Source organism: Clostridium sp. (assembly GCF_051278035.1).
Lineage (GTDB): Bacteria > Bacillota > Clostridia > Clostridiales > Clostridiaceae > Clostridium_AD.
Genome location: NZ_JBNMNU010000006.1, coordinates 36491 through 49221, shown reverse-complemented (window position 1 = coordinate 49221; position 12731 = coordinate 36491). Strand labels below are relative to the sequence as shown.

Annotated in this window: 13 protein-coding genes; 8 read left to right on the top strand and 5 right to left on the bottom strand. The window is 32.5% G+C overall.

The window, feature by feature from the left end; translation table 11 throughout:
* Positions 1–10 precede the first annotated feature (10 nt).
* Positions 11–808: a polysaccharide deacetylase family protein gene (locus tag ACJAX4_RS02180; protein WP_435787815.1), complete on the bottom strand. Its 798-nt coding sequence runs from the start codon at positions 806–808 to the stop codon at positions 11–13.
* A gap of 87 nt (positions 809–895) precedes the next feature.
* On the opposite strand from ACJAX4_RS02180, the gene ACJAX4_RS02175 reads away from it, so the two are divergent.
* Genes ACJAX4_RS02175 through ACJAX4_RS02155 form a run of 5 tightly spaced genes read left to right on the top strand, consistent with a single transcriptional unit; the run spans position 896 to position 5532 of the window.
* Positions 896–1150 carry a TM1266 family iron-only hydrogenase system putative regulator gene (locus tag ACJAX4_RS02175; protein ID WP_435787814.1) on the top strand — a complete coding sequence of 85 codons (255 nt, stop codon included), beginning with the start codon at positions 896–898 and terminating at the stop codon, positions 1148–1150.
* 2 nt (positions 1151–1152) lie between these two features.
* Positions 1153–2358, top strand: coding sequence for a [FeFe] hydrogenase H-cluster maturation GTPase HydF (gene hydF, locus ACJAX4_RS02170; protein ID WP_435787813.1), 1206 nt, complete (start codon positions 1153–1155; stop codon positions 2356–2358).
* A gap of 34 nt (positions 2359–2392) precedes the next feature.
* A complete protein-coding gene (locus ACJAX4_RS02165) occupies positions 2393–2647 on the top strand; it encodes a (2Fe-2S) ferredoxin domain-containing protein (RefSeq protein WP_435787812.1) in 255 nt (84 codons plus the stop codon).
* Positions 2640–4358, top strand: a complete 1719-nt coding sequence (locus ACJAX4_RS02160; RefSeq protein WP_435787811.1) for a [Fe-Fe] hydrogenase large subunit C-terminal domain-containing protein — start codon at positions 2640–2642, stop codon at positions 4356–4358. The genes ACJAX4_RS02165 and ACJAX4_RS02160 overlap by 8 nt, the downstream gene beginning before the upstream one ends.
* Before the next feature lies 1 nt (position 4359).
* On the top strand, positions 4360–5532 hold the full coding sequence (locus tag ACJAX4_RS02155) for a SpoIIE family protein phosphatase (protein WP_435787816.1): 1173 nt from the start codon (positions 4360–4362) through the stop codon (positions 5530–5532).
* Positions 5533–5569: 37 nt separating this feature from the next.
* Here ACJAX4_RS02155 and ACJAX4_RS02150 read toward each other — a convergent pair whose 3' ends face one another.
* From ACJAX4_RS02150 to nuoE, 3 genes are read right to left on the bottom strand one after another with little or no spacing between them, the layout of a single operon-like run.
* Entirely contained in the window at positions 5570–7306 is a 1737-nt protein-coding gene (locus ACJAX4_RS02150; RefSeq protein WP_435787810.1) for an NADH-dependent [FeFe] hydrogenase, group A6, read from the bottom strand.
* 49 nt (positions 7307–7355) lie between these two features.
* Positions 7356–9251: an NADH-ubiquinone oxidoreductase-F iron-sulfur binding region domain-containing protein gene (locus ACJAX4_RS02145; RefSeq protein WP_435787809.1), complete on the bottom strand. Its 1896-nt coding sequence runs from the start codon at positions 9249–9251 to the stop codon at positions 7356–7358.
* Positions 9252–9265: 14 nt separating this feature from the next.
* Positions 9266–9760, bottom strand: a complete 495-nt coding sequence (gene nuoE, locus ACJAX4_RS02140) for an NADH-quinone oxidoreductase subunit NuoE (protein WP_435787808.1) — start codon at positions 9758–9760, stop codon at positions 9266–9268.
* A gap of 374 nt (positions 9761–10134) precedes the next feature.
* Here nuoE and ACJAX4_RS02135 point away from each other — a divergent pair, with 374 nt between their 5' ends.
* The gene (locus ACJAX4_RS02135) at positions 10135–10347 is read left to right on the top strand and encodes a heavy-metal-associated domain-containing protein (RefSeq protein WP_435787807.1); all 213 of its coding nucleotides are present in this window, start codon (positions 10135–10137) and stop codon (positions 10345–10347) included.
* A gap of 57 nt (positions 10348–10404) precedes the next feature.
* Here the strand turns inward: ACJAX4_RS02135 and ACJAX4_RS02130 are convergent, their stop codons facing one another.
* A complete protein-coding gene (locus ACJAX4_RS02130; protein ID WP_435787806.1) occupies positions 10405–10896 on the bottom strand; it encodes a metallophosphoesterase family protein in 492 nt (163 codons plus the stop codon).
* A gap of 183 nt (positions 10897–11079) precedes the next feature.
* Here ACJAX4_RS02130 and ACJAX4_RS02125 point away from each other — a divergent pair, with 183 nt between their 5' ends.
* Both ACJAX4_RS02125 and ACJAX4_RS02120 read left to right on the top strand, forming a co-directional pair.
* Positions 11080–11790: a hypothetical protein gene (locus tag ACJAX4_RS02125; protein WP_435787805.1), complete on the top strand. Its 711-nt coding sequence runs from the start codon at positions 11080–11082 to the stop codon at positions 11788–11790.
* Between the two features lie 3 nt (positions 11791–11793).
* The gene (locus ACJAX4_RS02120) at positions 11794–12660 is read left to right on the top strand and encodes a DMT family transporter (RefSeq protein WP_435787804.1); all 867 of its coding nucleotides are present in this window, start codon (positions 11794–11796) and stop codon (positions 12658–12660) included.
* The last annotated feature ends 71 nt before the right edge of the window (positions 12661–12731 follow it).

Below are 12731 nucleotides of genomic sequence, written 5' to 3'. Positions count from 1 at the left end.
ATGTGATGATTTAGTTTTCAAATCTATAATAATACTCTGGAGTATCATCATTAATAGTTTTAAAATTATAACCTAAATCATGATAATATTTTATAATTTGAGGTAAAGCTTTTACAGTATTTCTATTATTAAAGTTGCAATGCATTAATATTATGGCTACATTTTTATTACCTTTAATGGTATGAGAGTTTTTAACAAGTAAATCTGGAGTTAAATTAGGGTTAATACCATCATCCACATTAACATTCCAATCAAATACTTTAAAATTATTCTTATGAAGGGCTTCTAAAGAATGAGAATTTAATCGTTTTGAGCTACCACCAGGAAATCTTATGATTTTAGGAGCAAATCCAGTCACTTGTTCAATTTTATCAGAGGCTTTTTTCATTTCATTAATAAAATCTTCACTGCTCCTATATATTTTCTTAAAATTATGACTATATGTGTGAAGACCTATGCTATGACCTTCATTGTAAATTCTAGTAAGGATTTTTTCTTTACCTTCAATTTCCTTCCCTACTACGAAAAAAGTAGCTTTTACGTTTGCTTTTTTTAATTCATCAAGTATTGCGTCAGTAACAATAAAAGTAGGACCATCATCAAAAGTTAAATAGACAAATTTCATTGGGTTAATATCATTAGAATTGTTCGTGGAAGTATTTATAGGCATAAATGCTTGATCGATTTTTCCCTTACTATTAATATTTGGACCATTAGTCCAGAAGAAGCAAATAAATGCAGTTGTAAAAATAAAAAGAATGCTTCTTTTTATAAGTATCATATTATCACCTACCTTTATACTTATCATACTTAGTGTATCCAAATAGATAATCCAAATTCATTGACAATTGTAACTGACATTTTGTATAATTATATGGAAAAGTGGAGGATTAAAATGGAAAAAAGAATTGGAGTTATAGGTATAATAATAGAAGAATTTGATAAGGCTACCTTTGTTAATGATATACTACACGAATTTGGAAATTTAATTGTGGGAAGAATTGGGGTACCTTATAAAGATAGAGGAATATTTGTAATTTCTATAATTGTGGATGGAACAATGGATGAGATAAGTGCAATGACAGGGAGGATAGGAAAGATATCTGGGGTGAATGTCAAATCAGCAATAAATAGAACATTAGGAGGATGAATATGCAGCAGACACCAAATTCTAATAGGCTTCATATAGCTATATTTGGAAGAAGAAATGTTGGAAAATCTAGTTTAATAAATGCACTAACGGCGCAGGAGGCTGCTTTAGTATCGGAGGTTGCGGGAACTACTACAGATCCTGTATACAAGGCTATGGAGCTACTTCCTATAGGGCCAGTAGTTATAATAGATACTGCGGGACTTGATGACACAGGCGAAATAGGGGAGCTTAGAATAAAGAAGACTAAAGAGGTTATGGATAAAACTGATTTAGCACTTTTAGTTATTGATGGCAGTAATAGAGATTTATCATTTGAAAGTGAATGGTATGAGGAGCTAAAGGAAAGGAAGATTCCTGTAGTTGGTGTTATTAATAAAATTGACCAAGGTGACATTGACTTAGAGCTAATTAAGCAAGTTATAAATATATCTTTTGTGAAGGTTAGTGCTAAGGATAATGTAAATATTGATGAGCTAAAAAAAGCTATTATGGATATGGCGCCAGAGAATTTTGAAAGAAGTACAATTGTGGGTGATATAGTAAAACCAAAGGCAAGAGTGATAGTTGTGGCACCACAAGATATTCAAGCACCAAAAGGTAGGTTAATACTTCCACAAGTTCAAATAATAAGAGATCTTCTTGATAATGATGCAATGGCACTAGTAGTAAAGGACAGCGAACTCCAGGAGGTTTTAGACTCACTAGCGAATAAACCAGATTTAGTAATTACGGATTCTCAGGTTTTTAAGAAAGTTAATTCCATAATACCGAAGGATGTTCCCCTTACCTCTTTTTCTATACTTATGGCTAGGTATAAAGGAGATTTACACAGCTTAGTTAAAGGTGCAAGAGCTATAGATACATTGAGATCAGGAGATAAGGTGCTTATAGCCGAAGCATGTACTCATCATCCTCTTGAAGGAGATATAGGACGAGAAAAACTTCCAATTTGGCTTGAAAAAAAAGTTGGTGGGAAACTAGATATAACAATCTGTGCGGGAAGTAGTTTTCCAGAGGATTTAAGTGAATATAAGCTAATACTTCATTGCGGAGCTTGTATGTTCAATAGACAGCAACTAATATCAAGGATTAAAAAGGCTAACTTAGAGGGATTACCTATTACCAATTTTGGTATAGCTATAGCTTATATAAATGGTATATTAGATAGAGTGCTTAGTGCGTTTAAAGATTATGATATAAAATAAAGATAGAGTTAACTTACTAGAAGGGATGATAATAATGATATCTATTAGTATTTGCGTTGGTAGTGCTTGTCATTTAAAAGGATCTTATAAAGTAATAGAAGCTTTACAAAGGCTAATCAGCGAAAATAACGTTTCTAATGTGGTAGAAATTAAGGGCGCATTCTGTATTGAAAGATGCACAGAGGCAGTTTCAGTAACTGTGAATGATGATAAATTTTTTTCGCTAAATGAAAATAACGTGGATTCGTTTTTTTATGAAACTATAATGAGAGGTATTTCGAATGAGTAATATAAATTTTTCTAAAGCAGATTGCACAAGTTGTTATAAATGTCTTCGTTCATGCCCTGTGAAGGCAATAAAATTTGAAAATGACCAAGCTATGATAGATGAAGAAAGATGTATAGAATGTGGCCACTGCCTTACGATATGTCCACAGAATGCTAGAGAAATTAAAAGTGATGTGGATGTAGTTAAAAGTGCAATACATTCAGGTAAAAAAGTGGTAGTAAGCTTAGCGCCATCCTTTGCTGGCTTTTTTGATGTGAAGCCGGGAATAGTGGTCTCCGCATTAAAGAAGATGGGATTTAGTATAATAGAAGAAACTGCAGTAGGGGCTGAAATGGTGACTGAGTTATATAATGATTATATTATAAATAATAATCAAAATGTTTATATAACAACGGCTTGTCCATCAGCTAACTATTTGGTGACTAAATATTTTAAAGAACTCATTCCACACCTGATACCTAGAGTATCTCCAATGATAGCCCACTGTAAATTACTGAAAAGTAAATTTGGCGAAGATAGCTTTATTGTTTTTATAGGACCTTGTCTTGCAAAAAAATCTGAGTTTGATAGTTATTTACAAGAAAATATAATCAATGCTGTATTAACTTTTGATGAAGTGAATTCTTGGATTGTTGAATGTGGTATAAAAACGGAAGAATTGGAAGAAGAGGACTTTAATACCTCGCCTTATAGTAAGGGTCAAGGATTCCCTATAGGCGGAGGTATTATAGAGGCAATGGGAGATAGATTAAAAGAAAGTAGGCTTAGTGTTATGTCAGTAAGTGGAATGAAAGAGTGTATAGAAGTATTTAATAGCATTAAAAGTGGTGACTTAAACAATATTTTAATTGAAGTTAGCACCTGCAAGGGAAGTTGTATCGGTGGACCAGTAATGGTAAAGAGTGGTGAAAATTATTATGCTAAATTAAATAAAGTTAAGAATTATATAAATAGTCGTAAAAATTATAATAATCCGATATATACAGAGATTCCGGGGGATATGAGTTTTAGTAGAGAATTTAGTGAAAAACCTATAAAAAGAGTTATAGCTACTGAAGAAGAAATCATAACTATTATGAAAAAAATGGGAAAATTTGAACTTAAAGATGAACTTAACTGTGGTGTATGCGGATATGATACTTGTAGAATAAAGGCCCAAGCAGTATTTGAAGGTATGGCAGAAACAAATATGTGTCTTCATTATATGAGAAATAAAGCAGAAAGCATTTCTAATGAAATTGTCGAAAATACTGCCAGTATTCTAATTCTTCTAGATGGAGATATGAATGTACGAGAGATAAACCCAGCGGCCAAGGCCATATTTAAAATACAAGCTGAAAATATTATAGGTAAACCTATATCCATATTAGTTGAAGATGAGAATTTTAAAAACGTAAGGGAAACTGGAGAAAGTATAATAGGTAAAAAAGTTGCTTATCCGAAGTATGGAGTAGTGTTCATTGCGAATATTGTATATTTGTCTAAACAAGATATGGTGCTTGTAAGTATGATTAATATTATGTCAGAAGAAAAAAATAAAAAAGAACTGAAAAAAGTTAAAGAAAATACTCTAAATGCTGCTCAAGAGGTTATTGATAAGCAAATGAGAGTTGCTCAAGAAATAGCTAGTCTACTTGGTGAAACAACTGCAGAAACAAAGATTATTTTAACTAAGCTTAAAAAAATAGTAGCAGGAGAAGATGGTGAATAAAATGGGTTTATTTATTGATGTATCATATGATAACCTTATAAAAAAAGATGAGGAGCTCTGTGGTGATAGGGTAGATATAATAAGGCTCCAAGATAGCACAATAATAGTCCTTGCAGATGGCTTAGGTAGTGGTGTGAAGGCTAATATACTAGCTTCACTAACAGCGAAAATAGCTAGTACTATGCTTAAAGAAGGTGCTGATATCTATGAAACAGTAGATACTATAGTAAATACCCTACCTGTGTGCAAGGTTAGGAAAATCGCCTATTGTACCTTTACTCTCATAAAAATTTATAATGATGGAAGGGCATATATTGTAGAATATGATAACCCACCTTTCTTTTTAATTAGAGGCAATAAGGGAATTAAAATAGATAAGAAAGAAAGTATAATTAATGATAAAAAAGTATATGAAAGCCAATTTACAATGCAAGAGGGTGATGTGCTTACAGTGGTAAGCGATGGATGTATTCATGCGGGTATCGGAAACATATTGAATCTAGGATGGAGCTGGGATAATGTACAAAACTATCTGATTCGAAATATACAATGTAGGCGAAGTGCAAAAAATATTGCAAAGGATTTAATTCAGGTTTGTTGGGATTTATATGGAGGAAAACCTGGAGATGATACTACGGCTTTATGTATAAAAGCACGAAAACCTGAAATTATAGATATATTTACTGGACCACCAAAGGATGCACGAAATGATAGTCATGTTATTAGAGAATTCATGAGGGGTAATGGAAAGAAGATAATATGCGGGGGAACTACTTCTAATATTGCAAGCAGAGAACTTGGCCGGGAGCTTAAAGTAAATTTAGACTTTTTCGATAAAGATGTGCCTCCTACCGCAAGCTTGGAAGGAATAGATTTAGTAACCGAAGGAGTTTTAACTTTAAGTAAAGCAATAGAAAAATTGAAAAATTATGAGGCGAACTTCTCGCAGCAAGAGTATTCGTGCAATTTAGAAGGTCTTGACGGGGCTAGTAGACTGGTTAAAATGCTAATAGAAGATTGTACTCATATTAATTTATGGGTTGGCAAGGCTATAAATTCAGCACATCAGAATCCTAATTTTTCAATAGACTTCAACATTAAGCTCAAAATTGTGGATCAACTAGTAGAATGTATGAAGAAATTAGGAAAACATGTTAATGTTAATTATTTATGAATAAAAACAGCAGGTTACCTGCTGTTTTTATTAAATATTATTTACGTTTTACGTATTCTGTATGAAGAAGTTCATGTGCTTTTTCACCGTAAGGTTCACCTAGAAATTCTTTATATATTTTCTTGATGTAAGGATTTTCATGTGATTTTCTTATAGTTTTATTTTTATCTTCACTATACAAAACAGACATTCTCTTTGATAGTATATCCTCGAAAGCGTTTGAATACGGTTGTCCACCGCCGTTAATACATCCACCAGGGCAAGCCATAATTTCAATTAAGTGATATTTAGCTTCTCCCGAACGAATAGCTTCTAATAATTTACGAGCATTTCCAAGTCCACTAGCGATAGCGACTTTAACATCAAGGTCGTTAATTTTTATAGAAGCTTCTTTTATGCCCTCTAAACCTCGAACTCCTTCAAAATCTACACTTTCAAGTGTTTCATTTGTTAACCACTCATAAGCAGTACGAATGGCCGCTTCCATAACTCCACCAGATGTACCAAATAGAACTCCAGCTCCAGTAGATTCACCTAATGGGTTATCAAAATCTTCTTCTGGTAATGAATTGAAATCAATTCCAGCTTCTTTTATCATTTTGGCAAGTTCTCTTGTACTAATAACTATATCAACATCCGGTACTCCGTTTGTAGACATCTCAGGTCTAGCAGCTTCATATTTTTTTGCAAGACAAGGCATTACAGATACAACTATCATATCTTTTGACTCAATGTTCATCTTCTCTGCAAGGTACGTTTTAGCAACAGCACCCCACATTTGTTGTGGTGATTTACAGGTTGATGGAATATCTAAAAGATCATTAAACTGATGCTCAAAGAATTTAACCCAACCAGGACAACAGCTTGTAAGCATTGGAAGTTTTCCACCGTGTTGCAATCTATGAGCAAATTCACTAGCTTCTTCCATTATTGTTAAGTCAGCTGCAAAATCGGTATCAAATATTTTAGTGAATCCTAAAGCTCTTAGTGCAGCAACCATTTTTCCTGTAACGGCGGTACCATGTTCAAGTCCGAATTCTTCACCAAGTGCTGCCCTAACTGCAGGAGCAGTTTGGACAACAACAACTTTATCAGTTTGATCAAGAGCGTTCCAAACTTTAGAGGTGTTATTAACTTCTGTTAATGCCCCAGTTGGACACACAGCAACGCATTGGCCACAGAAAGTACATTTTGTTTCACCCATGGGTAGGCCAAAAGCAGGAGACACAACAGTGTCAAAGCCTCTGCTTACACCGGATAAAACTCCAACAGTTTGAACTTCATTACACATAGTTTCGCAACGTCTGCATAATATACATTTATCTAAATTTCTAACAATAGAACTAGTTGAATTATCTAAAGGATAAGTTGACATTTCGCCTTTATATCGAATTTCACGAATACCTAGTTCGCCAGCTAATCTTTGTAATTCACAAACAGTATTTTTTTCGCATAATAAGCAGTCTTGTGGATGGTCAGATAGAATTAGTTCAAGCACAGTTCTACGAGCTTTAATAGCTCTAATTGAAGTTGTCTTAATAACCATTCCATCTGTAGCGGGAGTTGAGCAAGCAGGGGCTAGGTTTCTTCGGCCCATAACTTCAACTACGCACACACGACAAGAACCTGGATGGTTTGTAGTTATTCCATCATGCATATTTAAATGACATAATGTGGGGATGCTTATATTTAATATTCTAGCAGCTTCTAGGATAGTTGTGCCTTGTTCTACGTGGATTTTTTTATCGTTTATAGTAAGAGTAATTAAACTCACGGCGTGCACCTCTTTCTTATATTTAATATTTTACAAACTCACTCATATATTATTTTTTGACAATTGCATTTACTGGACATGCTGTTTGACAGGCGCCACATTTAATACATTTATCTTGGTCAATAACATGTAATGTTTTAACTTTCCCACTAATACATTTAACAGGACATTGCCTTGCACATTTTGTACAGCCGATACATTTATCAGTTATAATGTATCTTAATAAATTCTTGCAAACTCCAGCAGGGCAGGTTTTATCATATACGTGAGCTTCATACTCGCTTTTGAAATACTTCATAGTGCTTAATACTGGATTTGGAGCAGTTTGTCCCAGGCCACATAGTGAAGTGTCCTTAATGGTATTTGCAAGTGATTTTAGTTTATGCAAATCCTCTTTTGTTCCATTTCCTTTTGAAATTTTTTCTAACATTTCAAGAAGACGTTTATTTCCAATTCTACAAGGAGTGCATTTACCACAAGATTCTTCTACAGTAAATTCTAAATAGAATTTAGCTATATCAATCATACAATTATCCTCATCCATGACAATCATACCACCAGAACCCATCATAGAGCCTATAGCACCTAGTGATTCATAATCTATTGGAGTATCTAAGAATTCTGCAGTAATACATCCACCTGATGGGCCACCCGTTTGAACAGCTTTAAATTCACGATTGTTCTTAATGCCACCACCGATATCAAAAATAATTTCTCGGAGTGTAGTACCCATTGGAACTTCTACTAGTCCAACGTTATTGATTTTACCAGCAAGAGCGAAAACTTTTGTTCCTTTAGAGGTAGCTGTTCCTATAGAACTGTACCAAGCTGCACCTTTATTAATGATAGCTGGAATATTTGCAAGAGTTTCAACATTGTTAACACAAGTTGGTTTATTCCATAATCCACTTTGTGCTGGGAATGGTGGTTTATTGGTCGGTTCACCACGTTCGCCTTCAATAGATTGAATTAATGCAGTTTCTTCTCCACATACGAAAGCGCCAGCACCATATTTTATCTCTATATCAAAACTAAAATCGGTTCCTAAAATATTATTTCCAAGAAGTCCTAACTCACGAGCTTGTCTTATAGCGGTTCGAAGTCTACTAATAGCAAGAGGATATTCTGCTCGAATATAAATGTTTCCAATTGAAGCACCAATACTAAAACCTGCTATTGCCATAGCTTCTAGCACACTGTGAGGGTCACCTTCAAGAATAGAACGATCCATGAAAGCACCTGGGTCTCCTTCATCGGCATTACAAATTATGTATTTTTGATCAGCGTCATACATTTTTGCAAAAGCCCATTTCTTACCCGTTGGAAAGCCACCGCCACCTCTGCCTCGAAGTCCTGAATCAATCATTAATTTTATAATATCATCTTGAGACATTTCTGTAATTACTTTACCTAATGCTAAGTAACCATTTTCAGCTATATATTCTTGTATATCTTCAGGATTAATAAGTCCGCAGTTTCTAAGAGCAATTCTCACTTGCTTTTTATAGAAATGCATATCTTCCTGTTTTTTTATTTTCGTTTTTGAACTTGGTTCTTCAAATAAAAGCCTATCAATCACTTTTCCTTTTAACAAATGCTCGCTAACTATTTCTGCGACGTCTGTTGGTTTAACAGTAACGTAAAATACATTATCAGGGGAAACCTTAACAATTGGTCCTTTTTCACAGAATCCAAAGCAACCGGTAATATGAGCAGTTACTTCATCAGCTAGTCCACAAGCTTCAATTTCCTTTTGTAAATTTAATAATATTTCATCACTTTGAGCTGACATGCATCCTGTACCACCACAAACCGATAAGTGTCTTATACATCTCGTGCCTTCGGAAGACTTTTCAAGTTCTTCGTTTATTTTTCTGATTTCTAGTAAGTCATTATGCTTATTTTGAATGTTTCTAAGTTCATCAAAAGAATTAATTTTATTCAATGTATTTCCCCCTTCTACTCTGCATACTCGAGTGTAGTGTACTCAGCTAATATTTTATCTACTTGGTCGGGTGTAACATGTCCATAGACTTTATCGTTTATAGTTACTACCGGTGCAAGTCCACAGGCACCTACGCATCTTAATGATCCTAAGGTGAATTTACTGTCATTAGTAGTTTCGCCATTTTTAAGGTTTAACTTCTTCTCAAACTCTTCTAGTACATCTCCAGAACCTCTAACAAAACAAGCAGTTCCCATGCAAACATTTACTACATATTCTCCTCTTGGTTCAATAGTAAAATAAGAATAGAAAGTAACAACACCATAAACTTTAGAAACTGGAATATTTAATTTTTCTGCTACAAAAGCTTGTACCTCTTGAGGCAAGTAGCCAAATAAACCTTGTGCTTTGTGAAGCACTTCAATAAGCGCGCCTTCTTTACTAGGAAGGTCGGTTACAAATTCCTCTAAAATTTTGAAAGTTTCATCTTTTAAACAATTAGAACACACTAAAATATACCTCCTTTAAAATTCATGATTACGTATAAAAAAAATAATCTTTAATAGGGACAGTGATAACATATGAATTTTGACTAAATTGAATAATAGCAATAGTGAATTAATTCTATTATAATATTATTTATGCGAAAAATCTACTGAATATTAAGGTAAATACTAGCGCTACTATATTATTTTTTAATAGTAGGGTTTTTAAATAAAAAATTAAATAATAGAAAAGTGAATTTATTTTTCTTTTTTGGATATAATGTACTAAGTAAAAAGAATTTAGGCCATAATAAAAAATTAAGTTGACTTATTGATTATATAATTTAAAATGAGACATATATAATAATATAAATTAACAATAGAAAGGGGATTTATAAATGAAGAAAAAAATCTATATTGATGGAATGAGTTGCAGTCATTGTGTAAGCCATGTAAAGGAAGCACTATTAGACCTTGGAGCTGTAAAAGTAAAAGTTGAATTAGAAGAAAAGATTGCAACGGCTGAATTTGATGATGAAATAACAGATAATGATATTACTGACGCTATTGAAGAAGTAGGATATGAAGTTACTGAAATAGAAGAGGATTAACATATTTTATAAAACATAAAAATATTGCCCCTGTTCATCAATTGAACAGGGGCAATATTAATTAAAAAACTTTAATAAAACATTTATTTTCTTATCTACTATTTCTAAAATAACATAAGAATACCATGGCTCACGTCTTTTATAAGAGGGTGAACCTGGATTTATCATGAGTACCTTGTTTTTAGTTAAAACCAGTGGCTGATGACTATGCCCAAAGATAATTATATCTACCCTATCATTAATAAATGCATTGTAGGCGCTGTCTAGAGTGCTTTTAGAGTTTCCATGACCATGATACAAACCTATTTTATATCCTTCTATTGGTATAATCACTTTTTCTTTTAATAAATCCCTAATGTATCCTTTATCATTATTTCCCCATACTCCAATGAAGTTTTTGTGTTCTCTTAATTTTGATACCACACTAGAGGAAATATAATCACCGGCATGAATTATCATATCAGCTTCTTTAGATAAATCATCTATGAATTTAAAAATTTTATCGCTATGTTTTTTAACATGAGTATCAGACAATATTGCAATTTTCATAATAGCATCACCTTATCCTATTATATTATCTTATATTATGCTTTGATACACAATTAATATTCAAATATAATAAATTCGAAGTTTATAATTATTCTTATATAATATTTTTGTTATAATTATGATATAATTATGTGTGATATTTTTATATATTCTTAAATTGTAATTAACATGCGAGGAGAAAAAATGAGTGAAACACAAGATATAGTCTATGTTTTAGAGCAAACAGGAATTAATATAAAGCATGAAAAGTCGTTGCATTCATCTATTAAGCAATGGTATGCTATGCCAGGGGACAGATTAGAAGTAAAAGTAGACAAGTATATAATAGATTTAGTAAGAGAGGATTCATTAGTAGAAATCCAGACAAAAAATTTTAGTGCAATTGGAAATAAACTCAGAGAGCTTATTAAGTATAATAAGGTTAGGTTAGTACATCCTATAGCTATTGAAAAATACATAGTAACTATAAAAGGTACAGATGAAGTAGTTAGTAGAAGAAAATCTCCTAAAAAGGGTAAACTAGTAGATTTATTTGATGAGTTAATCAGAATACCTGATTTAATAGCAGAGGAAAATTTTATTTTGGAAATATTAATGACTAAAGAAGAAGAAATAAGATGTAATGATGGAAAAGGTAGCTGGAGACGTAAAGGGATAAGTATTAAAGATAGAAAGTTAGTGCAAGTAGTAGAAAAGGTAATTTTTAATGATAAAGAAGATTTTTTATCATTTTTACCAATAGAATTGCCAGAATGTTTCACAAATAAAAATTTAGCGGCCAGCCTTAAAATCACTATTTTCAAGGCAAGAAAAGTTACGTATTGTTTAAGGAAAATGGAAGTAATAAAACAAGTAGACAAATGTAGAAATGAAATGATTTTTGGAAGGTGGTAAAGAATGGATAATAAACCCAAAGCAATTACTCTTATGTTAGTCGCTGCTTTAGCATTTTCGATAATGGCTGCTATGGTAAAGCTAGCAGGTGATATTCCACTTTTTGAAAAAGTGTTTTATAGAAATTTAGTAAGTTTAACAATGGCATATATTATGATAAAAAATAAAAAGGCGAGTTTCTTTGGAAAGAAGGAAAACCAGAAATACTTACTTTCTAGATCGCTATTCGGACTTTTAGGCGTGATATTAAGTTTTTATGCACTGAATAATTTAGTGTTATCAGATGCGATTATGTTAAATAAAATATCGCCTTTTTTTGTAACACTATTTGCTGCATTCTTTTTAAAGGAGAAGCTTTCTAAAATTCAAATACCAGTGTTAATTATTGTATTTGCTGGAGCTCTATTTATTATTAAACCTCAATTTAATTTAGCTGTTCTACCATCGCTTTCAGGATTTATATCTGCAATGTGTGCGGGAGCTGCATATACCTTAATTCGATTTTTAAGAGAGAGAGAAAAGGCGGCGACTATTGTATTTTATTTTTCTTTTGTTTCAATAGTAGTAATGTTTCCACTTATGATGATGAATTATCAAAAACCTACTATAATTCAATTTATATACTTAATCTGCGTGGGAGTGTTTGCGGGGATTGGACAATTGTGTTTAACCAACGCTTATAAATATGCGCCAGCAGCAGAGGTATCAATTTATGACTATACTAGCATAATTTTTTCTGTAATTATAGGATTTGTTATTTGGTCGGAACTTCCTGACTATTTAAGTGTAATAGGAACAGTAATTATCATATCGGCTGCCATTTTTACTTATAGTTACAACAGGAAAAGAGTTTTGCAAAGTGAAAATTAATTATACAGATTGAAGATTTGCTTTTATTGTAAGAAAATATTTTGTATTAATTTACAAATTATCTTTCTAGG